This is a genomic window from Sphingomonas larreae (assembly GCF_051400595.1).
Lineage (GTDB): Bacteria > Pseudomonadota > Alphaproteobacteria > Sphingomonadales > Sphingomonadaceae > Sphingomonas.
The window spans coordinates 292,820-317,526 of record NZ_JBLFFI010000002.1; the positions used below are offsets into that span (position 1 = coordinate 292,820).

At 69.0% G+C, this 24,707-nt stretch carries 23 protein-coding genes; 6 read left to right on the forward strand and 17 right to left on the reverse strand.

Going from position 1 to position 24,707, the window contains the following annotated elements; all coding sequences use genetic code 11:
• Positions 1 to 39 precede the first annotated feature (39 nt).
• The 5 genes from ACMGDM_RS09595 to ACMGDM_RS09615 all read right to left on the reverse strand — a co-directional run bounded on the left by ACMGDM_RS09595 (position 40) and on the right by ACMGDM_RS09615 (position 8,778).
• Positions 40 to 2,073, reverse strand: a complete 2,034-nt coding sequence (locus ACMGDM_RS09595) for a response regulator (RefSeq protein WP_436803908.1) — start codon at positions 2,071 to 2,073, stop codon at positions 40 to 42.
• Positions 2,070 to 3,545 carry an ATPase domain-containing protein gene (locus tag ACMGDM_RS09600; RefSeq protein WP_436803909.1) on the reverse strand — a complete coding sequence of 492 codons (1,476 nt, stop codon included), beginning with the start codon at positions 3,543 to 3,545 and terminating at the stop codon, positions 2,070 to 2,072. Before ACMGDM_RS09600 ends, ACMGDM_RS09595 begins: the two co-directional genes overlap by 4 nt.
• 235 nt (positions 3,546 to 3,780) lie before the next feature.
• On the reverse strand, positions 3,781 to 5,055 hold the full coding sequence (locus ACMGDM_RS09605; RefSeq protein ID WP_436803910.1) for an L-fuconate dehydratase: 1,275 nt from the start codon (positions 5,053 to 5,055) through the stop codon (positions 3,781 to 3,783).
• A gap of 176 nt (positions 5,056 to 5,231) precedes the next feature.
• On the reverse strand, positions 5,232 to 6,017 hold the full coding sequence (locus ACMGDM_RS09610; RefSeq protein ID WP_436803911.1) for an IclR family transcriptional regulator: 786 nt from the start codon (positions 6,015 to 6,017) through the stop codon (positions 5,232 to 5,234).
• Between the two features lie 433 nt (positions 6,018 to 6,450).
• On the reverse strand, positions 6,451 to 8,778 hold the full coding sequence (locus ACMGDM_RS09615; RefSeq protein WP_436803912.1) for a glycoside hydrolase family 31 protein: 2,328 nt from the start codon (positions 8,776 to 8,778) through the stop codon (positions 6,451 to 6,453).
• 258 nt (positions 8,779 to 9,036) lie between these two features.
• On the opposite strand from ACMGDM_RS09615, the gene ACMGDM_RS09620 reads away from it, so the two are divergent.
• Positions 9,037 to 9,900, forward strand: coding sequence for a beta-keto acid cleavage family enzyme (locus tag ACMGDM_RS09620; RefSeq protein WP_436803913.1), 864 nt, complete (start codon positions 9,037 to 9,039; stop codon positions 9,898 to 9,900).
• Between the two features lie 316 nt (positions 9,901 to 10,216).
• On the opposite strand, the gene ACMGDM_RS09625 is transcribed toward ACMGDM_RS09620, so the two are convergent.
• From ACMGDM_RS09625 to ACMGDM_RS09655, 7 genes are read right to left on the reverse strand one after another with little or no spacing between them, the layout of a single operon-like run.
• Positions 10,217 to 10,576 carry an L-rhamnose mutarotase gene (locus ACMGDM_RS09625; protein ID WP_436803914.1) on the reverse strand — a complete coding sequence of 120 codons (360 nt, stop codon included), beginning with the start codon at positions 10,574 to 10,576 and terminating at the stop codon, positions 10,217 to 10,219.
• Entirely contained in the window at positions 10,564 to 11,292 is a 729-nt protein-coding gene (locus tag ACMGDM_RS09630) for an SDR family oxidoreductase (RefSeq protein ID WP_436803915.1), read from the reverse strand. The genes ACMGDM_RS09625 and ACMGDM_RS09630 overlap by 13 nt, the downstream gene beginning before the upstream one ends.
• On the reverse strand, positions 11,289 to 12,275 hold the full coding sequence (locus ACMGDM_RS09635) for an aldo/keto reductase (RefSeq protein ID WP_436803916.1): 987 nt from the start codon (positions 12,273 to 12,275) through the stop codon (positions 11,289 to 11,291). Before ACMGDM_RS09635 ends, ACMGDM_RS09630 begins: the two co-directional genes overlap by 4 nt.
• Positions 12,272 to 13,081 (reverse strand): amidohydrolase family protein, encoded by an 810-nt coding sequence (locus tag ACMGDM_RS09640; RefSeq protein ID WP_436803917.1) that lies wholly within the window; start codon positions 13,079 to 13,081, stop codon positions 12,272 to 12,274. Before ACMGDM_RS09640 ends, ACMGDM_RS09635 begins: the two co-directional genes overlap by 4 nt.
• Positions 13,078 to 14,307 (reverse strand): L-fucose:H+ symporter permease, encoded by a 1,230-nt coding sequence (gene fucP / locus ACMGDM_RS09645; protein WP_436803918.1) that lies wholly within the window; start codon positions 14,305 to 14,307, stop codon positions 13,078 to 13,080. Before fucP ends, ACMGDM_RS09640 begins: the two co-directional genes overlap by 4 nt.
• Positions 14,304 to 15,935 carry an alpha-L-fucosidase gene (locus ACMGDM_RS09650; protein ID WP_436803919.1) on the reverse strand — a complete coding sequence of 544 codons (1,632 nt, stop codon included), beginning with the start codon at positions 15,933 to 15,935 and terminating at the stop codon, positions 14,304 to 14,306. The genes fucP and ACMGDM_RS09650 overlap by 4 nt, the downstream gene beginning before the upstream one ends.
• A gap of 2 nt (positions 15,936 to 15,937) precedes the next feature.
• Complete coding sequence (locus ACMGDM_RS09655; protein WP_436803920.1) at positions 15,938 to 16,732, reverse strand: SGNH/GDSL hydrolase family protein; 795 nt, start codon at positions 16,730 to 16,732, stop codon at positions 15,938 to 15,940.
• Between the two features lie 233 nt (positions 16,733 to 16,965).
• Between ACMGDM_RS09655 and ACMGDM_RS09660 the strand changes: the two genes are divergently transcribed.
• Positions 16,966 to 17,874: a VOC family protein gene (locus ACMGDM_RS09660; RefSeq protein WP_436803921.1), complete on the forward strand. Its 909-nt coding sequence runs from the start codon at positions 16,966 to 16,968 to the stop codon at positions 17,872 to 17,874.
• A gap of 94 nt (positions 17,875 to 17,968) precedes the next feature.
• Here the strand turns inward: ACMGDM_RS09660 and ACMGDM_RS09665 are convergent, their stop codons facing one another.
• Together ACMGDM_RS09665 and ACMGDM_RS09670 are read right to left on the reverse strand one after the other, a co-directional pair.
• Complete coding sequence (locus tag ACMGDM_RS09665) at positions 17,969 to 18,430, reverse strand: DUF3429 domain-containing protein (protein WP_436803922.1); 462 nt, start codon at positions 18,428 to 18,430, stop codon at positions 17,969 to 17,971.
• 4 nt (positions 18,431 to 18,434) lie between these two features.
• Complete coding sequence (locus ACMGDM_RS09670) at positions 18,435 to 19,055, reverse strand: YbhB/YbcL family Raf kinase inhibitor-like protein (RefSeq protein WP_436803923.1); 621 nt, start codon at positions 19,053 to 19,055, stop codon at positions 18,435 to 18,437.
• Between the two features lie 224 nt (positions 19,056 to 19,279).
• On the opposite strand from ACMGDM_RS09670, the gene ACMGDM_RS09675 reads away from it, so the two are divergent.
• A complete protein-coding gene (locus tag ACMGDM_RS09675) occupies positions 19,280 to 20,122 on the forward strand; it encodes a hydroxypyruvate isomerase family protein (RefSeq protein WP_436803924.1) in 843 nt (280 codons plus the stop codon).
• A gap of 189 nt (positions 20,123 to 20,311) precedes the next feature.
• Here the strand turns inward: ACMGDM_RS09675 and ACMGDM_RS09680 are convergent, their stop codons facing one another.
• From ACMGDM_RS09680 to ACMGDM_RS09690, 3 genes are read right to left on the reverse strand one after another with little or no spacing between them, the layout of a single operon-like run.
• Positions 20,312 to 20,491, reverse strand: coding sequence for a hypothetical protein (locus ACMGDM_RS09680; protein ID WP_436803925.1), 180 nt, complete (start codon positions 20,489 to 20,491; stop codon positions 20,312 to 20,314).
• A gap of 39 nt (positions 20,492 to 20,530) precedes the next feature.
• Positions 20,531 to 21,853 carry a PQQ-dependent sugar dehydrogenase gene (locus tag ACMGDM_RS09685; protein ID WP_436803926.1) on the reverse strand — a complete coding sequence of 441 codons (1,323 nt, stop codon included), beginning with the start codon at positions 21,851 to 21,853 and terminating at the stop codon, positions 20,531 to 20,533.
• A complete protein-coding gene (locus ACMGDM_RS09690) occupies positions 21,850 to 22,302 on the reverse strand; it encodes a DUF2231 domain-containing protein (protein ID WP_436803927.1) in 453 nt (150 codons plus the stop codon). The genes ACMGDM_RS09685 and ACMGDM_RS09690 overlap by 4 nt, the downstream gene beginning before the upstream one ends.
• Before the next feature lie 231 nt (positions 22,303 to 22,533).
• Here ACMGDM_RS09690 and ACMGDM_RS09695 point away from each other — a divergent pair, with 231 nt between their 5' ends.
• The 3 genes from ACMGDM_RS09695 to ACMGDM_RS09705 all read left to right on the forward strand — a co-directional run bounded on the left by ACMGDM_RS09695 (position 22,534) and on the right by ACMGDM_RS09705 (position 24,700).
• Complete coding sequence (locus ACMGDM_RS09695; protein ID WP_436803928.1) at positions 22,534 to 23,127, forward strand: glutathione S-transferase family protein; 594 nt, start codon at positions 22,534 to 22,536, stop codon at positions 23,125 to 23,127.
• 125 nt (positions 23,128 to 23,252) lie between these two features.
• On the forward strand, positions 23,253 to 23,963 hold the full coding sequence (locus tag ACMGDM_RS09700; protein ID WP_436803929.1) for a helix-turn-helix transcriptional regulator: 711 nt from the start codon (positions 23,253 to 23,255) through the stop codon (positions 23,961 to 23,963).
• A gap of 80 nt (positions 23,964 to 24,043) precedes the next feature.
• The gene (locus ACMGDM_RS09705) at positions 24,044 to 24,700 is read left to right on the forward strand and encodes an NAD(P)-dependent oxidoreductase (protein ID WP_436803930.1); all 657 of its coding nucleotides are present in this window, start codon (positions 24,044 to 24,046) and stop codon (positions 24,698 to 24,700) included.
• The last annotated feature ends 7 nt before the right edge of the window (positions 24,701 to 24,707 follow it).

The window sequence follows — 24,707 nt, forward strand, 5'->3', positions numbered from 1 at the left end:
CGGCCTCAGGGCCGGTACAGCCTGAAGTGCCGTCGCGCGCTAACGGCGCCGGTCTGCCATCCGCACCACCTTGTCGTCGCTGGTCAACGCCCACAGCGCGGCGGCGAGGTCGACCTGGCGGAACGGCTTGGCCAGTTGCGGCAGGCCGAGCGCCAGGTCGCCGCCGGCATAGCCGGTGACGACCAGCACCGGCAGCGACGGTCGGCGGCGATGGACCTCGGCGGCCAGCTCGGCGCCGTTCATCCGCGGCATCATGTAATCGGTCATGACCGCGTCGACCTCCAACCCGGCGTCGAGCGCGGCCAAGGCTGCGGCGCCGTCATTCGCCTCGGTGACGCGATGCCCGAGATCGCGCAGCATCTCGGCGGTGCCGGTGCGCACCAGATCCTCGTCGTCGACCAGCAGGATCGCGCGGGGGCGGGACGGGGCGAGGGGTTCGCCCGTCGCACGGTGCGGGGCAGCGGCGCGTCCCGCGTCCGCCGCTGGCAGGTACAGGTCGGCGCGGGTGCCCGCACCGGGAGCGCTGGTGATCACAAAGGCGCCGCCCAGCTGCGCGGCGAGCCCGTGAACCATCGAGAGGCCTAGCCCGGTGCCTTTGCCGCGCTCCTTGGTCGAGTAGAAGGGCTCGATCGCACGCGCGAGCGTCGCCTCGTCCATGCCGGTGCCGGTGTCGATCACCGCGAGGCGGACATAGGCGCCGGGTGACAGCCGCAGCGGCGAGCCGGGGCCGACCGCCGCGGTCTCGGCCACGACGGTCAGCCGACCGCCCTCCGGCATGGCGTCGCGCGCATTGACGCACAGGTTGAGCAGCGCGAGCTCGAGCTGGTTCGGATCGGCCAGCGCGGGTGGCAGATCGTCCGGCAGCATCAGGTGCACCTCGACCCGACCGCCCACCGAACTCGCGATCAGGTCGCGCATCCCCTCGATCAGCGTGGCGGTGTCGACCGCGCGCGTCTCCAGTGCCTGCCGCCGCGCGAACTGGAGCAGACGCTGGACCAGCGTCTTGGCGCGCTCGGCCGATTGCAGTGCGCCGTCGATCAGCCGGGCGGAGCGCGTGTCGTCCGCATAGCGTTTTCCCAGCAGATCGAGCGCGCCGGTGATCGGCGTGAGCAGGTTGTTGAAGTCGTGTGCCACGCCGCCGGTGAGCTGGCCGATCGTCTCGAGCTTCTGCGCCTCGTGGAGCTGCGCCAGCGCGACTTCGCGCTCGCCGATCGCCGCCGCGACCCGGCGCTCGAGCGAGTCGTTGAGGTCGCGCAGCGCGACCTCGGCGCGTTTGCGCTCGGTCACGTCCTGAAAGATCACCGCCACCTCGCGCCGGCTCGCCGGCTCGACCCGGAACGCCGCCAGTTCGAGGTGTCGCTGCGTCGCCACCAGTTCGCGTTCGAAGCGGATCGACTCGCCGCTGGTCAGCACGTGGCGGTACAGCTCGATCCAGCCGTCTGCCTCGTCGGGCACGATCTCGCGGACGGTGCGCCCGACCACGTCGGCGATCCCGGTGTGGCGGGTGTAGGCGGGATTGGCCTGGAGATGGAGATAGTCGCTGAGCGGACCATGCGGTCCGTCGTGGAACTGGATGACGCAGAAACCCTCGTCCATCGTATCGAACAAGGTGCGCAGCCGCGCCTCGCTCTCACGGATCGTGATCAGCCGCGCGCGTGCGTCATATTGGCGCCGTCGCCCGCGGATCGCGGCGCGAGCGAGGCTGATCAAGGTGGTCGGGTGAAACGGTCGCTCGAGGAAAGTGACGTTGCCGAGCAGGTCGAGATGGCGCACCGCCGCCGGATTGCGCTCCAGCCCGCCGCCCCGGTTCGTCAGCAGGATGAAGGGGAGGTCGGACCATTCCTCCTGCTCGTCGATCCAGCGCGCCAGCGCCCGCACGTCGGCGGTGGCGATCGCCTCTTCGGTGACGATGACATAAGCGGCGCCGCGGTCGAGCTCGGTCACGAGGGTGTCGAGCGAGTCGCACGCGCTCGCTTCCAGTCCGGCTTCCGCGAGCATCCCCGTCGCCACGGCGGCGTCGCGCCCGCGTGGCGCGAGGACCAAGGCGCGTTCGGAGAGGGTGGTGCGCTTCACGTAGCCTCGCTGCGCAGCAACCTGCCGTCACCGTGCAGCTCGGGCACGCCGCGCAGGATGCCCTGGAAGGCGGTGAGCGGCTCGCCCAGCGTCACCCCGCGCGCACCGATCCGATATTCGCGGATCGTGTCCTCGTGCGGACCCGTGCGCTTTTTGATGACCGACATGGCGCGGCGCACCCGCCCGACCGCTTCAAAATAGCGCAACAGTACCACGGTATCGGCGAGATACGTGACGTCCACCGGGCTGCTCATGTCGCCCACCAGCCCATGCTGCGCGACGGTGAGAAAGGTGGTTGCGCCGGAGCGGTTGAGGAATTGCAGCAGCTCATGAAGGTGCAGCACCAATGCTTGCTCGCCTGGCATCGCCGCCTGGTAGCCGTTGAGGCTATCGATCACCACGGTGCGCGCACCAATCGACTCGACGCAGCGCCGCACGCGCGCGCTGAACTCGCCCGGCGTGAGTTCGGCCGCGTCCACCTGCTGGAGCGTCAGCGCGCCGCTTTCGAGCATGGGCACGATGTCGATCCCGAGCGCGGCGGAGCGCTGCACCAACAGCCCGATCTCCTCGTCGAAGACGAACATCGCCGCGCGCTCGCCGCGCTCCACCGCGGTCTTGACGAAGGTGAGCGACAGCAACGTCTTGCCGGTGCCCGCCGGCCCCAGCACCAGCACGCTGGAGCCGCGCTCGACGCCGCCGCCGAGCAGTGCGTTGAGCTGCGCCGAGTCGGTGGTGATCAGGTCGCGAGCGAAATGGCCGCGGTGCTCGGACGAGACCAGCCGCGGGTAGACGCACACTCCACCCCTTTCGATCGTGCAGTCGTGATAGCCACCGCGGAAGCCCCGCCCGCGATATTTGATCACGCGCAGCCGTCGCCGTTCCGCACCATATTCGGGAGATAGCTCCTCCAGCCGAACCACGCCGTGCGCGACCGAGTGGACTGTCTTATCGTTCGCGTCCGTGGTGAGATCGTCCAGCATCAGCACGGTCGCGCCGCTACGTGCGAAATAATGTTTGAGCGCCAGGATCTGGCGCCGGTAGCGCAGCGAACTCTGTGCCAGCAGCCGTATCTCGGACAAACTGTCGATAACGACGCGATCGGGTTTAATACGTTCGAACGCTTCGAAAACCCGCTTGGTAGTTTCGCCGAGTTCGAGATCGGACGAGTAGAGGAGGCTCTGTTGCTGGTCCTCGTCGAGCAGGTTCTCAGGGGGGACGAGCTCGTAGATGTCCACACCCACGACGTCCCAACCATGCCCCGTCGCGGTGGCGCGCAGCTCGTCCTCTGTCTCGGAGAGCGTGACGTACAGGCAGCGCTCGCCGTGCTGCGCGCCGGTGATGAGAAACTTCAGCGCGACGGTGGTCTTGCCGGTTCCTGGGCTGCCTTCGAGCAGGAAAGATCGCGCCCGTGCGAACCCCCCGCCGAGCACGTCATCCAGTCCTTCTATCCCGGCCTGGGCGTCACCTGACATCAATGCTGGCATTCACACCCTCCGCCCTTCGCGGGCGTCACTTAGCACAGCCGCGGTGGGAACATAGCGCCGGTGGGGGTGACCCGGATCAAGTGGCGGTACGTTAGTGAGGCGCTGGCGTCGACACGCCCGGGGCCCCGTGGTGCCAAACACATCGGGGATGAGGGCAAACACCATCGCCATGGTTGCCCTGGTCGGGAACGTGGAGCCAGACGCGCCGGTCCGCCCCCGCTCGTCAACGGTGCCGGTAGTCGATGAAGGTCTGCGGTCGCATCTCGATCGAATAGCCCGGCGCGGTCGGCACCTGATAGGCGCCGTCGCGAACGACGCAGGGCGCCAGGAAATGCTCATGGAGATGGTCGACATATTCCGCCACCCGCCCGTCCGCGGTGCCAGCGAAGCAGAGATAGTCGATCATCGCGAGGTGCTGGACATATTCACACAGTCCGACGCCGCCGGCATGCGGGCACACCGGCAGCTCCGCCTTGGCGGCCATCAACAGCACCGCCAGCACCTCGTTGACGCCGCCGAGCCGGCAGGCGTCGATCTGCACCACGTCGATCGCGCCCTCGGCGATGAACTGCTTGAAGATGATCCGGTTCTGGCACATCTCGCCGGTCGCGACCTGCACCGGCGCGACGCCGCGCCGGATTGCGGCATGGCCGGCGATGTCGTCAGGGCTGGTCGGTTCCTCGATGAACCACGGCCGCGCAAAGGCGAGCGCGTTGACATGGTCGATGGCCTGTCCGACCTCCCACACCTGATTGGCGTCGATCATCAGCACCGCGTCCTCGCCGATCGCACGGCGCGCGATGCCGACGCGGCGGACGTCATCCTGCAGGTTCACCCCGACCTTGAGCTTGACGTGGCGGAAGCCCTCCGCGATCGCCTCGCGGCACAAGCGCTCGAGCTTCTCGTCCGAATAGCCCAGCCATCCCGCCGAGGTGGTGTAGCAGGGATAGCCCGTGCGCTCGAGCGCGGCGATGCGCTGCTCCTTGCCCGCCGCGCGGGCGGTGAGCAGCGCCAGCGCCTCATCCTCGGTGACATAGTCGGTGAGGTAGGTGAGAGGGATCTGCCGCACCAGCTCGGCCGGTGTCATCTCGGCGACGAGCCGCCACACCGGCTTCCCCGCCTCTTTCGCAAGCAGGTCCCACACGGCGTTCACTACCGCTCCGGTGGCGAGATGGATCACGCCCTTGTCGGGTCCGACCCAGCGCAGCTGGCTGTCGCCTGTGATGCGGCGCCAGAAGGCGGCGCCGTCAGCGCGGACCATGGCGAGGTCGACCCCGACCACCAGCGGCCGCAATGCCTCGATCGCGGCGCAGCACAGGTCGTTGCCGCGCCCGATCGTGAAGGTGAGCCCATGTCCGGCAAGCCCGGGCGTGTCGGTTTCGAGGATACAATAAGCGGCGGAGTAATCGGGATCGGGATTCATCGCGTCGGACCCGTCCAGCGACGCAGAGGTCGGAAAGCGGAGATCGAGCACCTGCAGGCCGGTGATGACGGTCACGCCGCGCCCCCGATCAAGACGGCGCCGACTGCTGCGTTGAGATACCCCGAGATGATCCTGCTCCCCGCCCTATTGTTCGCGGGTGCTAACAACTTTCAGGGGTGCGCACAACATGGGCGAATTGGAAGCACGAGGGAGCTTTCACCATCCCTTGCCTCGCCCTGTTCCAGCGCCTCTCAATACAATCGGCTGTCCGCCTCGACGAGCTGCGCCGAGATCGCGTCGGCGGCCTCGCGCACCCGCCGGGCCGCGGCGCGGGGAACGAGATCGGCGCCGATCTTCTTGAGGAACGGCACGGTGAGCGCCGCGGCGGCGGCACCGCCGCGCATTACCGGCGCCGATATGTCGGTAACGCCGGTGACGAAGGGGCTCGGCGTCAGCTCGACCCGTCGATCGCGCACCGCGTCGGCATGCGCGCGGAACGCGGCGAGTTCGTCCGCGGTAAGCGCCGGATCGAACAGCGCCTCCCAGCGGCGGCGCACGTCCTCCGGCTGAAACGCGTACAGCACCGCGCCCGAGGCGACCTGCGCGAGCGGTTTGCGATAGCCCACGCGGACCGAGAAGCCGAGCTGCTCGCTCGATTCCATCCGAGCCACCACCACCATCTCGCCCAGGGTGTGAAGCGCGAGGTGGCACGATTGCTGGATGTCGAGCGACAGCTGCCGCATCACCGGCAACGCGACCTCGACCAGGCTCTGCGTACGCGGCTGCTTCATGCCGAGCGAGAACAGCCGGTCGGTGAGGAAATAGCCGTCGTCCGCAGGATCCTGGTCGAGATAGCCGCGGAATTGGAGCACCTGCACCATGCGGAACAGCTCGCCATGGCTGCGCCCGAGCCGATGGACCATCGCGGTGAAGGTGAGCGGGGTCGGCGCGGCGGCGAGCAGCTCGAGGATGTCGAGGCCCTTCTCGAGCGCGGGGGCGCGATAGCGGCGCTCGTCCTCGGCGCTGTCCTCGGTCATGTCGGTCCCTCCCTGATCGCGTTCGTTCGCGCGTGTGCCGCTGTGTAGGCGGGGACGGGGGCGGCGGGTCAAGAGGGAGGCGAGGAGGGAAGGCGAGCGACCGCCTCAAACATCCGGCATGCGGGCTCGAACCCGGCATGCAGGGCGCCGCGTATCTCTAACGCGTTGCTCTTGCGGTAACATGGAGTCCGGCCCGAACGGAGACCGCCGTGAACGTCCCCGAGCGCTCCTCTTTCGTCATCCCGCCTGGTTCCGGGATCCACTTTTCCGAGAAAGTATCGCCTTTTGATGGCGCGGCGCGGTGGATCCCGGAACAGGTCCGGGGTGACGGAGGAGTTGCGCAGAGGTGCCGCTCGATGCGCAAACCTTGGCAGGGGCAAGCGCGCCCACCTGTTGCCGCGGTCTCCCGCATCGAGTGGACTTCTCGCGGCCGCTACCGGCCCACCACCTTCACCAGCGCCGCCGCCGACTGGCCCGTCGGCAGCGCGCCCGACGCGGTCAGCCTGCCCGACGCCTCGTCCCAGCGCAGCGTGGCACTGCGGCCGCCGTTCTTCTGATAGGCGTTGGTGGTGCCATCGTCGTCGTACAGTCGCGCGGTCGCGTCGCGCCCGGGGAATACGCGAATCTCGGCGAGCGCTTGCTTCGTCGAGGTGTTCGGCACCGGCGCGCCGAGCGGGACGATCGAGCCCGCACGCACGAACAGCGGCATGCGATCGATCGGCGCAGCGGCGTCGATCCACTGGCCGCCGCTGTGCTTTGCGTTGGTCCACCAGTCATACCAGTCGGTACCCGCGGGCAGATAGACGCGACGGGTGGTTGCCCCCTGCTCGGTGACCGGTGCCACGAGGAAGGCGGGGCCGAACATATATTCGTCGCCCACGGTGGCAACCTGCGGGTCGCCGGCGAAGTCCATCCATAGCGCGCGCATGAACGGCGCGCCGCTCTCGTAGGTCGTCCGCGCCAAGGGATAGATATATGGCAGCAACGCGTAACGCAGCCGCGACCAGGCGGCGAGGATCGGTTCGGCGGCGGCGCCGTAATCCCAGATCGAGGCTGCGGGGCGCTGGCCGTGGATCCGTAGCGTGGGCGTGAAGCTGTTGTACTGGAACCAGCGAACGAACAGCTCGGGGTAATCGGGATAGTCCGCGCCCATCGCCTTGGCGCCTGCGGGGGCGACCAGCGGCGGGTGGGTCGCGGTGCCGCCCGACGGCCATTGCCAGCCGCCGGTGTCGCTCGACCACAGCGCAATGCCCGACGCGGTCATGTTGAGCCCGGTCGGCACCTGGCGCCGAAGCGATTCCCACGTGGAGCGGATGTCGGACGACCAGAACAGGCAGCCGTTCGCCTGCGTGCCGAGATAGGCGGCGCGGCACAGGATCATGTTGCGAACATCGGGGCGGTCGCGCTTCGCGCCGTCGGCCGCGCCCGCGGTGTGAAGCAGCGGGAAGACGTTGTGATAACGATCACCCGAGCCGATCGAGTAGAAATAACCATCCGGCACGAGATCGGGCTCGGTCTCGTCCAGCCATAGATAGTCGAAGCCCTGGCTGAGGATATTGTCCCGCACCGTGTTCCAGAACCAGCCGCGCGCCGCCGGGTTGGTGGAATCGATCAGCGCGCCGGCGCGATCGCTGCGGACCGGCAGTCCGTCGACCGGCTTGCCGTCGGCGTCCTTGAGGAACCAGCCCTTGGCGGCGAGCTCGTTGAAGTAACGGCTCTCCTTCTCGAAACGCGGCCATACCGAGATGATCGAGTGGAGCCCGCGCGCATGCAGTTCGCGGTTCATCCCCGCCGGATCGGGAAAGAAGTTCCGGTCGATATCGAGCTGGCCCATGCGCGTCCAATGGAACCAGTCGAGTACCATCATGTCGAGCGGATAGCCGCGGCTGCGATAGCCGTCCGCGACCGCCATCAGCTCCTGTTGACTCTCGTAGCGCGCCTTGGACTGGATCAGCCCGAACGCGGCCTTGGGCGGCAGCGGAGTCTTGCCGGTCAGCCGCGCATAGCCGGCGTACAGATCGTCGCTCGACTGGCCGGTGATGACGAAGAAGCTGACCCGCTCGCCCACCTTCGACTGGAAGCTGGTTTGGCCGTGCAGCCCGGGGGAGACGCTGGTGGCGGACGGATTGTCCCACACGATCGCGTAGTTGCGGCTCGAGACCAGCATCGGCACGCAGACCTGCTCGCCGGCCGGGGCATCATACCAATGGCTGCAGTCGATCGTGCGGCCGCGCAGGTCGAGGATACCCTCCTGATTCTGGCCGAGCCCGTAGAAATGCTCGTCCGCCGTCGCGTCGAAATTGGCGCCGACGAGGAAGGTCGGCTCGCCCGCGACCTCGTGCGGCGCCATCGACCAGCCGCCCATGTTGATGGTGCGCCCGTCGGCGGTGGTGATCGCGACCGACACGGGCGGGAGCGAGGGCGCGAAATACCGCTGCATCTGCGTCGGTGCGCCCGGCCAGGGCTGCGCCTTCACCGTCACGGTCAGCGCGCTCGAGGCGAACACGTCGCCCGCAGCGGTGGTGCGGTGCGACCAGCCGGCCGCGTCGGCGGCGCCGCTGATACCATAGCCCGGCTTGGCGTCGGCGCGGTCGCGCTCCGTCGCGATCGTGACTCGGACGATGTTGGGCGCATAAGGCTCCACCGCGACGAGGCTGCCGTGGCGATCCACCGTGGCGAGCGGGTCGGCCAGTGCCGGGCCGCCGATCGCCAGCCACGTCAATGGTAGCGCCTCCAAAGTGCGCACCAGCCTGCGGTTCATTATCATCCCCTCTGATTGATCAGACAGCTTCTGCCGCGGCACGTGCTCGCGCTCAAGCCGTTTTCGGTAGCGGTATCATCGCACTTACCGGTTCCTCCTCGAGCAAAGGCCGGGGTGATCGGCTTTCCGGGTCGGCGACCGACGCCAGGCCGGCGCCAAGCCAGCTATGTAGAAGCTGGCGCGTGGGGCGCATCCGCGCGCCAGCGGCGTCGCGGCGCTCCGCCGCCGCATGACAACGCAACGGGCGCAGGATACGACATGGGTGACCTCATCATCAACTTTGCTCCCACCGGCATGGTGCCGACGAAGGAGCTGACGCCGCACGTCCCGATCACGGTGAACGAGATCGTCGACGACGTTCTTCAGGCGCATGAGCTGGGCGCCAGCATCGCGCACTTGCACACGCGCGACGCCGCGACCGGGGTGCCTGAAGTCAACCCCGACACCTTTGCCGCAATCATCGCGGGCATCCGCCGGCACGCGCCCGACATGATCGTGTGCGTGTCGCTAAGCGGCCGCAACGTGACCGACCCCGAGAAGCGCGCCGCGCCGCTGCAGCTCGATGGGGACGTGAAGCCCGATATGGGCTCGCTGACGCTGTCGTCGCTCAACTTCGTCAATCAGGCGAGCGTCAACAGCCCGTCGACGATCCAGTTCTTGGCCAAGCGCATGCTGGAACGCGGCATCGTCCCGGAGTTGGAGGTGTTCGACCTCGGCATGATCAATTACCTGAAATATCTTCGCGGCAAGGGGCTGATCGAGGGGCCGTGCTATTGCAACGTGCTGTTCGGCAACATTGCCGGGCTGCAGGCGACCTACACCGAATTTGGCGCGGTGGAGAGCGCCATGCCCGCCGGCGTGACCTGGGCGGCCGCAGGAATCGGCGCGGCGCAGTCGCCGGCCACGACGCTGGCGATCGTCGGCGGACGAAGCGTGCGGGTCGGGGTGGAGGACAATATCTGGCTCGATCGCGCGCGCACCACACTTGCGACCAATCGTCAGCTGGTTGAGCGCGTCGTGCGCGTCGCCGAACTGGCGGAGCGTGCGCCCATGCCGGCGGCGGCGGTGCGCCAGCTGCTCGGCATGCAGCTGGGCCATGGCCGCTACGGACGCGCGGTGTGATGCGGTCGCCGTGAAGCGACGGCGGTGAGGCGGGGAGGGGATAGTGTCGCAGGAGGCGTGCCCGCGACACTGCCGCTGGTTTCTCAACACGTGTCAGACTTCGGCCGAGCGCCGGGCGTTGTTGATGCCCGCTGCCCCAATCCGTCATCCCGGACTTGGCCCGGGATCCACCGTGCCGCGCACTCACCGGCCTCGACTTTGCGGACGGGTGGACCCGGGACCAAGTTCGGGATGACGGACGGGGAGATGGTTCGCATTTGGTCGCCGCCGCCTGCCTTTGCGGCGAGTGGTCGAAACGGTCACGCCGCCGCTCGCCTCAGCGCTGGTCCGCCAGATCGAAGATCAGCGTCGCGGGCACCCACTTCTGCCCCGGCTCGGCCCAGGGCAGTCGCTGCTGGAAATCGTCCATCAGCCGCTCCCAAGCGACCACGTCGGGATCGCTCGCATCGGCGCGCGCCTTTGCTGCCGGGTCGAACGCATCGGTCACGTCCATCAGCATGACCAGCCGGTTGCCGCTGCGGAAGATCTGCATCGCCGCGATCCCGGCGGCGCGGATGCTCGCTATCACAGGAGCGGGCACCGCGCCGGCGGCGTGCCACGCCTCGTAACGCGCGATCGACGTCGGATCGTCGATAAGGTCGAGCAGCAGGACGTGGCGCTCGGTCAATTGATCCACCCGCCATCGATGATGTGCGCCTGACCGGTCGTGAAGGCGGACTCGTCGCTGGCGAGATACAGCGCGAGCGCGGCGACCTCCTCGGGACGACCGAGCCGTCCCATCGGCTGGCGCGCGGTGAAGTCGGCGCGCGCCTTCGCGTAATCGCCGGTATCGTGGAGCCGCTGCTGCAGCGAGGGTGAGTCGATCGTGCCCGGGCAGATCGCGTTGCAGCGCACGCCGCGGGCGACGAAGTCCGCCGCCACCGACTTGGTCAACCCGATCACCGCCGCCTTGGTCGCCCCATAAGCGAAGCGGTTGGGGATGCCCTTGATCGAGCTGGCGATCGACGAGACGTTGACGATGCTGCCGCCGCCGCGCGCGAGCATCACCGGAAGATAGGCGCGCACCGTCCGGTACATGGCGGTGACGTTGAGGTCGTTGGAGAAGGCCCAGGCTTCCTCGTCGCAGTCGAGGATCGTGCCGCTGTGGACGAACCCGGCGCAGTTGACGAGCACGTCGATGGGCCCGGTGCGGTCCGGCAGCGCCGCCACCGCCGCGGCGTCGCGCACGTCGAGCGCGAGCGTCTCGGCGGCGAGCCCGTCCAGCTTGGCGGGATCGATATCGCTCGCGATCACGCGCGCGCCCTCGCGTGCGAACAGCTCGGCGGTGGCGCGGCCGATGCCCTGGCCCGCGGCGGTGATGAAGGCGGTCTTGCCCGCGACGCGATTGCTCATCGCGCTAACTCCTGTGGTGAAAGGTCGTGGAGCGCGGCGCGACATGCGTCCCACAGCGCGTCCGGTATAGGCCAGCGCGCGTAACGCAGTGTGTCCGCCACCTGCGCCTCGCCCACCAGCCCGGGGATCACGCCCGCCACGGCGGCTGCGCGCGTGGGGAACTGAAGCGCGGCCGCGGGCAGCGGAACAGCGTAACGTGCACACACGCGCTCCAGCGCGGCGACGCGCGCGATCACGGCGGCGGGCGGAGGCGCATAGTCGAAGTGGCGCGCCGTTGCGCTGCCCTCGACCAGGATGCCGCTGTTATATGGCCCGCCGATCACCACCTGCGTGCCCAGGCGCGCGCAGCGTTCGAGGAGCGCCGCGGCGCCGTCCGGTTCGAGCAACGTGTAGCGGCCGGCGAGCAGGATGACGTCGAGCTCGACCGCGTCCAGCAGCCGGTCGCACACCGCGATCTCGTTGACGCCGAGCCCGATCGCGTCGACCGCACCGGCGTCGCGCAGATCGCGCAGCGCGCGGTAGCCGCCGTCCAGGAAGGCGCGGAGATGGTGCTCCGCCTCGGCGCCATGCGTCACCTCGCCGAGATCATGCGCGAAGAGGATGTCGATGCGCTCGCGCCCGAGCCGCACCAGGCTCGCCTCGTGACTGCGTCGCACCGCGTCGCGCGAATAGTCGAAGACCGGCTCGAGCGCGGGCGCGTCGACGAAGCCGTGGCGCTCGTTGGCGGTGCTGTCGGTCGTCATGAGCAGGCGACCGATCTTGGTGGAGACGATCGCGCGCGCGTCGGGGTCGTGGCGCGCCAGCGCGCGGCCGAGCCGCTCCTCCGCCAACCCGAAGCCATAATGCGGCGCGACGTCGAAATAGCCGATGCCTGCCGCCAAGGCGGCGGCGACGGTCGCGTCCGCGGTGGCATCGTCGACCGCGCGATAGAGATTGCCGATCCCGGCACATCCCATGCCGAGCGGCGGTAGTGTCAGACTCATCCGGTAATCCCGTAGGTGGCGCGCGCGTTGGCATCGAACACCGCCCGGTGCAGCGCCGCCGGGACCAGCGCGCGCGCCTGCGCCAGCCAGCCGGCATAATCACCCGCAAGCTCCAGCACCGGCCAGTCGCTCCCCCAGATCAGCCGGTCGGGGGCAAACAGTTCGAGCAGCGCCGCAGCGGCGGCGTTGATGGCATGCGGCGGGTCGTCCGCGCGGCGCTCGGTGAGCAGCCCGGAGAGCTTGCAGCGCACCTGCGGCAGCACCGCCAGGGCGGCGAGATCGGAACGCCAGCCGGCGAGATCGTCAAGCGTCGGCTTGGCGCCATGATCGATGACGATGACGAGATCGGGATGCCGCGCCGCCAGTCGCGCCAGGCTGCGCAGGTGGCGCGGGCGCACCAGCGCGTCGAGCACGAGCCCGGTGCGCGCCATCGCCGCCCAAGCGCGGTCGCGCGCGGGATCGTCGTACCAGTCGGCGGCGAGGTCCTGCACCATCGGGCGCAGCCCGCGCAGTTTCGGCGCGCGCGCCAGCCGCTCGATCGTCGCGACCGCGTCGCTCGCGTCGACGTCGGCCCAGCCGACCAGCGCGAGCACCTGTGGCTCGCGCGCGGCGACGTCGAGGAGCCAGGAGGTGTCAGCCGCGTCGGGCTGCGACTGCACCAGCACCACGCCATCGAGCGCCGCCGCGCCGGACAGGGCGCGCCAGTCGTCGAGCGCGATGTCGCGGTGGATTGCGGTGAGATCGGGCGTCGGCCATGCGAAGCCGTTGGCCCCGACCGTCCACAGATGGACGTGCGCGTCAATCACGCGTGCGCGCGCCGGAGCGAGAGCGCAAACAGCAACACCACCAGGAAACAGGCCCCCGGCACCGCCATCGCCACCACGATCGAGCCGGTGCGGTCCGACACCAGCCCCATCACTGCGGGGAACACCGCGCCGCCGACGATCGCCATCACCAGCAACGCCGCCGCCGACTTGGTCAGCGCGCCGAGATCGCTCACCGTCTCGGCGAAAATCGTCGGGTACATGATCGACATGAAGAAGCTGGTGAGCACCAGCGCCGCGATCCCGACCGCGCCGCCGATCAGCGCCGCCGCCAGCGTCAGCGCGCCCGCCGCGGCTGCAAAGCCGGCGAGCAGCCGCGCCGGCGCGACGCGCGCCATCAGCGCGGTGCCGGCGAACCGTCCGGCCATGAACAGCACCAGCGAAGCGGTGAGGTAATCCGCGGCGGTGCGCTCATTGGTGCCGGGCACCGCGACCTCGCTGTAGCGGATCAGGAAGCTCCAGATGCCGACCTGCGCGCCGACATAGAAGAATTGTGCCACCGCGCCGGCACGTACGCGCGCCGAGCGGATCACGTTGGCGAAGTCGCGCGCCGCGCCGACGCCTTCCTCCACGTCGCGCTCGGTCGCGATCGGCGGGAAGGGGGTGAAGCGGATGAGCACCGCCCACACCAGCACCACCAGGCCGATGACGAGATACGGCATCTGTACCGCGGCGGCTTCCGCGGCACGGCCGGCAGCGGTGGTCACCGGACCCGATTGGCCCGAGAGGATGAAGTGGCTGCCGATCAGCACGCCCGTGATCGAGCCAAAGGGGTTGAACGCCTGGGCGAGGTTGAGGCGCCGCGCCGCGGTCTCCTCGCTGCCGAGCCGCGCCATCAGCGGGTTGGCCGAAGTCTCGAGAAAGCCGAGCCCGCTGGCGATGACAAACAGCGCGAGCAGGAAGGTGGGATAGCTCTGCCACTCCGCCGCCGGCCAGAACATCAGCGCGCCGGCACCATAAAGCAGCAGCCCCAGCAACACCGCGGCGCGATAGCCATATCGCCGCATCGTCAGCGCCGCCGGGATCGCGAGGCAGAAATAGCCGAGATAGAAAGCGGACTGGACCAGCCCGGCGCCCAGATCGCTGAGCACGAACAGCTTTTTGAAGTGCGCGATCAGCACGTCGTTGAGATTGTTGGCGACGCCCCACAGGAAGAAGAGCGCGACGACGAGGACCAGCGACAGCCGCCGCGACGCGGCGCCGGTCATGCCAGCCCGCGCCCCTCGATCCGCACCGCGGGGACGAAGCCGGCGGGCGCGCGCCCGGTGAGGTCGAGTTCGAGCCCGCGCGGGGTCTGACGGTGCGGGACCGTGCCGCCGCCGAGCAGCGTGACCCGCTCCACCGCCGCGGCGGACGCGCCGCTCGCCAGCGCGGCGATACGCGCGGTGCCGGTCGGCGGCCTGAGGAACAGCGCGTAGAGCGCGCCGCCGCGCGTGGTGAAGCGGACATCCTCCGCGGTAAAGGGCTTGGCCTTTTCCTCGTTCATCATGCCCGCTGCGACCTGCGTTGGCCCCTCGCCATAGACGCGCCACGGCCGCGAGGCGAAGATCGCCTCGCCGTTGATCGTGGTCCAGCGCTCCATCGCGTCGAGGATCTTCTCCTCCTCCGGATCGAGCGCACCATGCCCGGCCAGCGGGATCGACAGCAACAAATTGCCGTTCTTCGACACGACGTCGGCGAGCCGTTGGATCACCGCCTCGGCGGACTTGTAGCTGCGGTCGTTGAGACGTGCGACATTGTAGAACCAGTCACCGATACAGGTGTCGGTCTGCCACGGCTCGGCGCGAAGCCGGTCACTGAAGCCGCGCTCGACATCCTCGACGATACCGCCGAGCTGATGCGGCTCGAGCTTCTTGCCGGTCAGCACCACGTCGGGCGCGCCATGCCATTGGATCGCGCGGTTGTAATAGTCCGCCGCAGCCTCCAGCCCGATCGCGCCGAAAGGCAGGCCGGTGTCGTCCATGTAGCAGAGGTCGGGCTTGTACTTCGCCATGAGGTCGGCCTGCCGCAGCAACCACGTCGCGGCGAACTGCGGATCAGCCGGCGGGGCGGTCTCGATCCATTGGCCGTCGTGCGCCTCGTGCCAGGCGTTCATCGCCGCGATCGTGCGGATGCCGTCGGGTGCGACCATGTGGCGCCCGGTGTAGAGCTGCTGCGGGTCGAGCCCTTCCCACCAGGTGCCGCGACCGTCGGCCTTGGTCAGGCGAAAGGCGTCGTAGCGCTGCCCCGCGCGATCGCCCTCGGGATCATAAGCATAAGCGGTCTGATACCAGTGCCAGCTGTGCGCGGCATGGTTCGACACGCCGAACTTGAGCCCGGCGCGACGCACCGCGCGCTCCCAGATGCCGATCACGTCGCGCTTGGGCCCGACGCGCAGCGAGTTCCACGCGTGGTAGCGGCTGTCGTAACAGTCGAGATTGTCGTGGTGGCAGGCGAGCGCCATGAAATATTTGGCGCCGACGCGCTTGTAGCGCTCGACCAGCGCCTGCGGATTCCAGCGCTCTGCCTTCCACAGGTTCTGGATATCCTTCATCCCGAATTCGGTCGGGTGCCCGTAGCTGCGCAGGTGGTGCTGATAGTCACTATGCCCCTGCATGTAGAGCAGGCGCCCGTACCAGTCGCCCTGCTCGGGTACCGACTGCGGACCCCAATGCGCCCATAGCCCGAGCTTGGCGTCGCGGAACCAGTCCGGGTAGCGGTAGTGCGCGCGCAGCGACTCCCAGGTCGGCTGGACCGGACCGCGCGCGCTGCCGGTGGGGCTCGCGGCGAGCGAGGCGCGCGCCGCGGTGACCGCGGCCGAACCGGCGAGGAAGCCGCGGCGGCTGAGCGTGCTCATAATCAGCGGCCCAGCGCGCGGCGGATCGAGGCGAGCGCCACCGGCGCCATCGCCGCATAGCCCGCCGCGGTCGGGTGGACGCCGTCGCTCGCCAGTCCCTCGCGCATCGCGCCGTCGGGGGTGGCCAGAACCGGATGATAATCGACCCAGGTCGCGCCGCTGCGCCGCGCATAGTCCTTGAGCCAGGCGTTCAGCGCGGCGATCTGCGGCGCCGGGCGCTTGCCCGGGCTCCACGGGAAAGCGGCGGCGGGCGGCACCGAGGCGAGGATCACCTTGATCCCGTGTGCGCGCGCCAATTCGGCCATGCTCTCGATATGGCCCTCGACCGTCTCGATCGTGGTCGCGCCGGTGTTGCCGGCGACATCGTTGGTGCCCGCCATGATGTGCACCGCTTGCGGGTGCAGTTCGATCACGTCCTGGCGGAAGCGCAGCAGCATCTGCGACGTGGTCTGTCCGCTGATGCCGCGATCGACCCGGCCACCGCGCCAGAAGTCGGGGGCAAGATTGATCCAATTGTCGGTGATCGAATCGCCCATGAAGACGACCCGCGGGCGTTCGGTCAGCGCGCGATTGGCGGCGGCGTAGCGACAGAGCTGGCCGTGGTCGCGCGTGAGCATGTGGAGGTTCCACAATGTCTGACCGGCCTTGTCGTGGGGTCTGGGATGGGACGGGCAGGGATCGGCCACGATGCCGGACGGGTCATCGGCGTACGGATCGCCGGGCACCCTGGTCTGCGCCTGCGCGATCGCGGTGAGGAGCAATGTCGTGGCGAACGCCGAGATGAGCGATGCACGCATGGCCTGCCGTCCCCTCCATTCGGCGCCGTCGCTCGGCGCTCCTCGCGAGAGGCTACAGCAGAGTCGGACAGGAACGCAACATGGCATGAATCACGGTTTTACTGGTGAATGTTGGTTTGCAGCCTCTCTCCGTCAGCCCCAAGGAGCGGCAGATCGTGATCCGTGACATCGTCGAACTGGCTGGCTAAGATACCGATTAGACGACGATAATCGGGAAGATTGGGGGAGCGGCGATGCGGTTCGGACAGGTGGTGATGGCGCTCGCCGCGATAGTGACGATCGGCGCGCGCGCGCCGCAGCGGCCGCCGATCACCGGCATCTCGCACCTTGCGGTCTACAGCCGTGACATGGCCGCCTCCGAGCGCTTCTACGTCGGCGTGCTCGGCGCGCGGAAGGGCGCCGATCCGGAGCAGGCGCGCGGGATGCGCTTCTACGTCAGCGGATCGCAGTTCGTCGAGGTGCTGCCCGCGCCGCCGACGCTCGGGGCCAGCGTGTTCGCGCACGCCGCCTATCGCACGCCTGACGCCGCGGCGTTGCGGAGTTGGCTGATCGCGCGCGGCGCGCCCGCGGTCAGTGCGTTGGAGGCGGACGGCGGCGAGCGTCGTTTCGCCGCGCGCGACGCCGAAGGGAACGAGGTCCAGTTCGTCGAGCGTCGCGGCGGCGATACGGCGGTGCCGGGCGCGGTGAGCGGGCACATCATCCACGTCGGCCATGCGGTACGGAACCGTGCTGCGCAGGACGGCTTCTACCGCGGCCTGCTCGGCTTTCGCCCTTATTGGTTCGGCGCGTTCGAGCCGCCCAAGGTCGACTGGGTGTCGCAGCAGACGCCGGACGGGCGCGATTGGCTGGAATATATGATGGTGGGCGACGGCTCGGGCGTGAGTGAGGCGCGGCTCGACGCGCGCCAGCTCGGCGTGCTCAATCATCTGTCGTTCGGCGTGCGCAACATGCAGGCCGCGGTGACCGAGCTGTATCGCAGCAAGAAGATGACCGGGCGCCACGACGGCCCCCAATTGGGGCTCGACGGCAAGTGGCAGGCCAACCTCTACGACCCCGACGGCACGCGGGTCGAGCTGATGGAGTTCCACGCGGTGGTGCCGCCGTGCTGCTCGCCCTTCACCGCCGCCGATCCGGTCAAGTGACACGCGCCGGCCGCTCTCCCGTGGACCTGACGGCGAAAGCGTGTGGCGTCGTATTTTGTCGCGTTCCAGTCCGTTTGTTTGGGACGCTAGTCGGTTAGTGGGCGAGCAGCGCCAGCAGCAGCGTGAGGACGCCGAGTCCGCCCGAAAGCGTCAGCCGCAGGCGCCACCAGCCGGGCAGTTCGCGCACTGCGACCGAGGTGGCGCGGTCGGCCAGAGGGGACACCAGCACCGCGGCACCAAGCGCGAGCAGCGACGACGCGGGCGGCGCACCGCCGAGCAGCCAGGCGAGTAGCGCTGCCCAGGCGACCAGGCTGGGCGCTACCGCCAGCACGTACGGTGCCGCCGCGTGGACGCGGCGTTCGAGCGAGTCCATCCACCACAGACCACCCAGGAACGACAGGATCACCGCGGCATAGACCCCGCCCACCAGCGTTGCCGCGGGTTGCAGCGCGGGAAGTGCGAGCGCGACCGCGACGCAGCCGGCGGGCGGCAGCAGCCCGGACAGACCAAGCCAGCGCGGCGCCGTCGGCAGCGGGCGGGGAGTCGGGTCGCGCATGCGGTCAGGCGGGCTGTGTGACGCCGACCGGCCCCACCGCCGCGGGCTCGCCGCGCGAGTAGGTGCCGACCAACATGCCGGCCGCGAGCACGCGGCCCCGCAGTGCCTCCAGCACCGCGCTCCGGCCCGGGTTGACGTCGAGCGCCGCTGCCTTGCGCAGCGCGAAGAGCTGGAAGACGTAATCGTGGCTGCCATGCCCCGTCGGCGGGTCGGGCGGCAGCCAGCCTTCCTGCTGGTAGCTGTTGCGCCCCACGTCCGAGCCATCGTAGCCGCCGCGCCCGTCCGCCACGATCGCGCCCTCCTCGAGCCCTGAGGAGTCGGCCGGGAGGTTCCATACCACCGCATGGACCAGAGGGGTGGGCGTGGGCGCGTCGGGATCCTCGACCACCAGCGCGAGCGCGACCGCTCCGGCGGGCACGCCCGACCACGTCAGCGGCGGCGATACGCCCTCGCCGTCGGCAGTGAACCGCTCGGGCAAGCGTGCGCCGTCGGCGAAGGCAGGGCTGCTCAGCGTCAGTTGCGCGCCGCTCTCGACGACACCGTCCTGCACGATCACCAGCTTGGAATGACCCGCCCGGACATTGTGCAACAGGCTGCCGAGCCAATGGGGAACATGTTCGAGCATAGCGTCTCCTGCGGTCGCGATGGCTGAACCGTCGGCGCCGCGCGTGGTTGCGCCAACGCTGTTCCGTGGCTTGCAGGATCACTCTGCGCGATCGTCCCGTCGCCGCGAAGTTCACCGCCGTGACTGGTTCCTAGACGCTCGGCGATCACGGCGGTGAAGGTGACGCCACGATCGATCGCGCTGCGGCGGCTTGCTCCCCCCGTTGCTCGCGCTACACTCCCCCTATGGTCACAAGGCGACAGGTCATCGGCACATCCCTCACGCTCGCCGCGGGGGCGGCGATCGGCGCGCCCGCTCCGTCATCCAAAAGGCGGCTGAAGCAGTCGGTCAGCCGCTGGTGCTACCAGAAGATCCCGCTCGACCAGCTCTGCGCCTTCGCCGCCAAGATCGGGCTGGAGGGCATCGATCTGCTCGAGCCCAAGGACTATGACGTGCCGCGTCGCTACGGCCTGCGCTGCACCATGGGCTATGCTGCGGACGTGATGCAGATTCCCAACGGGCTCAACCGCATCGAGAACCACGCCGCGATCGAAGCGCAATACCGCGTCGGCATCCCGCAGGCAGCCAAGGCCGGCGTTCCCAACGTCATCGCCTTCTCCGGCAACCGCAAGGGCATGTCGGACGAAGAGGGCGCGGCGAACACGATCGCGGGGCTGAACCGCGTCAAGAAGATCGCCGAGGACAATAACGTCACGATCTGCCTCGAACTGCTCAACAGCAAGGTCGACCACGCCGATTACATGGCGGACCATACCGCCTGGGGCGCACGCGTGATGGAGGCGGTCGGCTCGCCGCACGTCAAGCTGCTGTACGACGCCTATCACATGCAGATCATGGAAGGTGACCTGATCGACACGATCCGCAAGAACATTCGCTGGATCGGCCACGTCCACACCGGCGGCGTCCCCGGTCGCCACGAGCTGGACGATACGCAGGAGGTCAATTGGGGTGCGTTCGCGCGCGCGCTCGCGGACACTGATTTCACGGGCTATCTCGCCCACGAGTTCGTGCCGCGCGGCGATCCGCTGCCAGCGCTGGCGCAGGCGGTGAAGACCTGCGCGGCGTGAGGCGCGGGTAGGGGCGAGATGCGGCAGCTTTGGCCGCTGGTTCGCGTGCGACCGCCGACGCATTCTCTTTCGTCATCCTGAAACGAGTTCAGGATGACGCCAGTACGGAGAGGACGACGAAGCGTAGCAGCCGAGCGGGTGCATCACGCTTCATAGCGGACCGCACGGACGGTCCGCCCAAGCCTCGCCCTAATGCAATTTCGCGGTCGACAATCCGTCCTGCTTGGCGCGCTCTTTCACGGACTCCTCGCTGCGCGTCAGCGCCTTGGCGATGGCCTTGAGCGCCATACCCTTCTTCGCAAGCGTGTGGAGCTTCTGGAGCTCGTCGGGGCGCCACGGCTGGCGATGTCGTTCGAAGCGTTCGGCCATGCCGCCTGCTAGCCGGCCCATGCGCCGCTGGCTACCACATCAACCGCCCGCATAGCTCACCCGCCAAACCGTGCCGCCGACATCGTCGGCGATGAGCAGCCGCCCGCGCGGATCGATCGCCACCCCGACCGGACGACCGCGCGCCTTGCCGTCCTTGAGAAAGCCGGTGACGAAGTCGCGCGGCGCGCCGGCGGGACGGGCGTTCTGGAAGGCGACGAACGCCACCTTGTAGCCGTGCGGATCGGTACGGTTCCAGCTGCCGTGCTCCCCCACGAACGCGCCGCCGCGATAGCTCGGGGGGAAGCTCGGCCCGGTGTAGAAGGCGAGGCCGAGCGGAGCGACGTGTGAGCCGAGCGCATAGTCGGGTGCGATCGCACGTGCCACCAGATCGGGCCGCTGCGGCTTGACCCGCGGGTCGAGGTGCTGGCCGTAATAGCTATAGGGCCAGCCGTAGAACGCACCAGGACGCACCGAGGTGAGGTAATCCGGCACGAGATTGGGGCCGAGCTCGTCGCGCTCATTGATCACCGCCCACAGCGTGTCGGTGCCCGGATAGAAGGTGAGTCCGTTGGGGTTGCGCAGCCCGGTAGCGAACGGCCGCGACGCGCCGCTGCGCGGATCGACCTCGAACACCGCGGCACGGTGCATCTCGGCGTCGCTGCCGCGTTCCATCGCATTGCTGTTCGATCCGACCCCGACATAAAGTCGCGTGCCGTCCGGACTTGCGGTGAGGCTCTTGGTCCAGTGATGGTTGATCGCGCCGGCGGGCAGGTCGGTCAGCCTCACGCCCGGCGTAGTGATCCGCGTCTGCCCCGTCACGAACGGGTAGCGCATGATCGCATCCGTGTTGGCGACGAACAGCTGATCACCGAGCACCACCACCCCGAACGGCGCGTTGAGATGATCGACCAGCACCGAGCGCGCGTCTGGCTGCCCGTCGCCATCGGCATCGCGCAGCAACGTCAGGCGGTTGCTGGGCGCGGGAGCGTCACCGCTCTGGGTCTGCGAGTGCGCGCGCGCCATGAACCAGTCGCGGATCGGGTCCTTGGGTCGTTGGATGGGTTCGCCGCCCTCGTTGCGCGACTCCACCACCAGCACGTCGCCGTTGGCCAAAGCGACGACGTTGCGCGGATTGCTCAGGCCGCTCGCCAGCGGCTCGATTCGGAAGCCGGCGGGCACGGTCGGCGTCTCGCCCTTCTTCCATCCGACCGTCTGATACACGCCCACGTCGGCGATGAGCTGCTCGTGCGGCTCGGGGAGCGGCGGATTGGCGCCATATTGACGGTTGGGATCGATCGACGGGCCGCTCCCGCAGGCGGCGAGCGGCAGTGCGGCGAGGGCGATGGCGAGGCGGCGGGTCATCGCGGCGCTCCCGCAACGTAGCGCGGCACCGCCTGCCAGAACCAGCCCGCCGCGAGCGCGAGCACGGTAGCTACGACCGACAGCGTCAGGCCGCCGGGCACCACCGCGGTCCAGCCATCGCGCGCGTGCAAGAAGGAGTTGAACACCTCCACGATCCAGGCGGCGAGCAGCAGGACGAGGTGAAGCGTCAGCGCCCCGCGCCGCGCCGCGCCGGCGCGCACGAGCTCGACCAGCAGCAACGCGCCCGCCACGCCGCCCGCGATCAGCCCGGCCAGTAGCAGCCAGGACGAGAAGTCGAGCCACATCATCTCGGCGGTGCCGGTGTAGGCAAGATCGGTAAGCAGCGCGCCGACGAAGCAGGTGATCGGCACGGGCAGCAACGCCGGATAGATCGGCCGACGCGCGATCGCGAGAGGGGCGAGCGCTGGCCGCCCGGGGCTCGATGCCATGGCTCTTCTCCGTTCGATCCGACTGGCGCGAGTACGAGTGGGTGTCTCACCCAGTTCCACTCGGCGGCTCCGGGATCGCACCGATCGAGATCAAGGGCGGAGCGAGCAGGGCAATCGTGGCGGCTGGCACCCTGCTGACGTGCGCCACCGGCGACGCTGCTGCCACAACGCTGGCAGCAGCGGTCATCTAGTCCCGACGTCATGGCCATGCCGGCCCGAAGGAGACCCATGATGCTGACGTTGTTCCACGCCCCGCAGTCGCGCTCGAGCCGCATCATCTGGTTGCTTGAGGAACTCGGCGCGACCTACCAGCTGCGTTACGTCTCGATCCGCTACCGGGATGGCAGCGGCGACGGTCCGGACGCGACCAATCCGCACCCCGACAAGAAGGTGCCCGCGGTGCAGGACGGCGATGTTCTGGTCACCGAGAGTGCGGCGGTGGCGACGTATCTCGCCGATCGGCTCGACGGCGCGGGGCTCGCGCCACGGATCGGCGACAGCGATCGCGGCGCCTATCTGACATGGCTCAGCTGGATCGAGGGCGAGTTTGGCCCCGCGATCTTCGAGCGACTGGCTGTGGCATCAGAGGCACCCGCCCCGGCCGCCTTCACCGCAGCAATGTCACGGCTCGAGCGCGCGCTGGTGACCGGTCCCTGGCTGCTCGGCGAGCGGTTCAGCGCCGCCGACGTGATGCTGGGGGGCACGCTCGGCTGGGCGCATCATCTGATGCCAGCCGACGGTCCGATCGCCGCCTATCTCGCGCGACTTGTCGCCCGGCCAGCGTTCGCGCGCGCGGCGGCACGCGACGCGGTGCCCGCGGCATGACGCGGCGCGATCTCGGGCTGGCTGCGGCAGGGTTCGCGGCGACCGTGCTGCTCATCCTGGCGAGCGCGGCGCCGCCGTGCGGTCCGGTGCTCGCCTCCGCACACGGCGGGCGGTAGGTTACGCCGATGCGCCGTGCCGACCGCCTTTTCGAGATCGTCCAGCTGCTTCGCCGCGCTACCGCGCCGATGACCGCGGACGCGATCGCGGCGGAGCTCGAGACCAGCCGTCGCTCGGTCTACCGCGACATCGCCGCGCTGGTGGCGCAGCGGGTCCCGATCCGCGGCGAAGCGGGGATTGGCTACGTGCTGGAGCGTGGCTTCGACATGCCGCCGCTGATGCTCACCTCGGACGAGGTGGAGGCGGTCGTGCTCGGCGCGCAATGGGTGCTGGTGCACGCCGACGAGGGACTGGCGCGCGCCGCGGCCGACGTGCTGGCGAAGGTGGCGGCGGTGATTCCCGAGCGGCTCCGCGCCGCGATCGACGAGCCCGCGGTGATCACTCCGCCGGCCTGGGGCGAGCGCGCCGACGCGGGCGTGGACGTGGCGCGCTTGCGGGCGTGGAGTCTGCAGGGGCGCAAGCTGCGCATCGCGTATCGCGATGCCGAGGGCGACGCGAGCGAGCGTACCGTCTGGCCGTTTCTCGTCGGCTATATGGACGGCAAGCGCATGCTGATCGCCTGGTGCGAGTGGCGCGGCGCGTTCCGCATGTTCCGTACCGACCGGCTCGCCGCAGTCGACTTTCTCGAGGAACGCTATCCCGAGCGGCGCGCGACCCTGCGACGGCGCTGGCTGGCAATGATGGCAGCGCGGCGCGAGGCCGAAGCGGTGTCTCACTAGCGGAACATAGCGTCCAGATCGCGTGGCTTTTCGCTCGATCTCGGATCGACACATTCGTGGCGTCAGATCAGGAGGCAGCCATGACCAAAACGTCATCTAGGCGCAGCGCGAACGTCCTCGTCCTAGGAGCAACAGGTGGCACCGGGCGCCGCATCGTCGAGCAGGCGCAGGTCCGCGGTCTCCGCGTCAGTGCGCTGGTGCGTTCGCGCGCGAGCGCGGACGGGCTGGGCGATGCGCGTGTCGTGCTGGGTGACGCGCGCGACACGGCCGCGCTGCGCGAGGCGCTGCGCGGACAGGACGCGGTGGTGAGCGCGCTCGGCACCCCGGCCAGTCCGTTCCGCAAGGTGACGCTGCTGTCCGAAGCGACGCGGGCGCTGGTCGATGCGATGCGGGCGCAAGACGTGCGTCGGCTAGTGGCGATCACGGGCATGGGCACGGGAGACAGTCGCGGACACGGCGGTCCGTTGTTCGACCGGCTGATCTTCCCGCTGCTGCTGCGCCATGTGTATGCGGACAAGGACCGCCAGGAGACGATCGTGCGGGACAGCGATCTCGACTGGACGTTGGTGCGTCCCGCCGTGCTCAGCGACGCACCCGCGCGGGGAAGGGTGCGCGCGCTAGAGGACCTGTCCGGCTTCCACGGTGGAACGATATCACGCACCGACGTCGCCACATTCGTGCTCGACGCGCTGGACTCGTCCACCTGGCGGCAGCACGCGCCGCTGATCGCGTGGTAACGCCGGC

Coding starts and splice junctions, on each gene's coding strand:
- ACMGDM_RS09705 (WP_436803930.1), top strand. CDS start 24,044: ATGACCAAAACGTCATCTAGGCGCAGCGCGAACGTCCTCGTCCTAGGA.
- ACMGDM_RS09610 (WP_436803911.1), bottom strand. CDS start 6,017: ATGACCGAGGACAGCGCCGAGGACGAGCGCCGCTATCGCGCCCCCGCG.
- ACMGDM_RS09695 (WP_436803928.1), top strand. CDS start 22,534: ATGCTGACGTTGTTCCACGCCCCGCAGTCGCGCTCGAGCCGCATCATC.
- ACMGDM_RS09690 (WP_436803927.1), bottom strand. CDS start 22,302: ATGGCATCGAGCCCCGGGCGGCCAGCGCTCGCCCCTCTCGCGATCGCG.
- ACMGDM_RS09600 (WP_436803909.1), bottom strand. CDS start 3,545: ATGTCAGGTGACGCCCAGGCCGGGATAGAAGGACTGGATGACGTGCTC.
- ACMGDM_RS09670 (WP_436803923.1), bottom strand. CDS start 19,055: ATGCTCGAACATGTTCCCCATTGGCTCGGCAGCCTGTTGCACAATGTC.
- ACMGDM_RS09660 (WP_436803921.1), top strand. CDS start 16,966: ATGCGGTTCGGACAGGTGGTGATGGCGCTCGCCGCGATAGTGACGATC.
- ACMGDM_RS09675 (WP_436803924.1), top strand. CDS start 19,280: ATGGTCACAAGGCGACAGGTCATCGGCACATCCCTCACGCTCGCCGCG.
- ACMGDM_RS09700 (WP_436803929.1), top strand. CDS start 23,253: ATGCGCCGTGCCGACCGCCTTTTCGAGATCGTCCAGCTGCTTCGCCGC.
- ACMGDM_RS09665 (WP_436803922.1), bottom strand. CDS start 18,430: ATGCGCGACCCGACTCCCCGCCCGCTGCCGACGGCGCCGCGCTGGCTT.
- ACMGDM_RS09615 (WP_436803912.1), bottom strand. CDS start 8,778: ATGAACCGCAGGCTGGTGCGCACTTTGGAGGCGCTACCATTGACGTGG.
- ACMGDM_RS09635 (WP_436803916.1), bottom strand. CDS start 12,275: ATGAGTCTGACACTACCGCCGCTCGGCATGGGATGTGCCGGGATCGGC.
- ACMGDM_RS09685 (WP_436803926.1), bottom strand. CDS start 21,853: ATGACCCGCCGCCTCGCCATCGCCCTCGCCGCACTGCCGCTCGCCGCC.
- ACMGDM_RS09650 (WP_436803919.1), bottom strand. CDS start 15,935: ATGAGCACGCTCAGCCGCCGCGGCTTCCTCGCCGGTTCGGCCGCGGTC.
- ACMGDM_RS09680 (WP_436803925.1), bottom strand. CDS start 20,491: ATGGCCGAACGCTTCGAACGACATCGCCAGCCGTGGCGCCCCGACGAG.
- ACMGDM_RS09655 (WP_436803920.1), bottom strand. CDS start 16,732: ATGCGTGCATCGCTCATCTCGGCGTTCGCCACGACATTGCTCCTCACC.
- ACMGDM_RS09620 (WP_436803913.1), top strand. CDS start 9,037: ATGGGTGACCTCATCATCAACTTTGCTCCCACCGGCATGGTGCCGACG.
- fucP (WP_436803918.1), bottom strand. CDS start 14,307: ATGACCGGCGCCGCGTCGCGGCGGCTGTCGCTGGTCCTCGTCGTCGCG.
- ACMGDM_RS09630 (WP_436803915.1), bottom strand. CDS start 11,292: ATGAGCAATCGCGTCGCGGGCAAGACCGCCTTCATCACCGCCGCGGGC.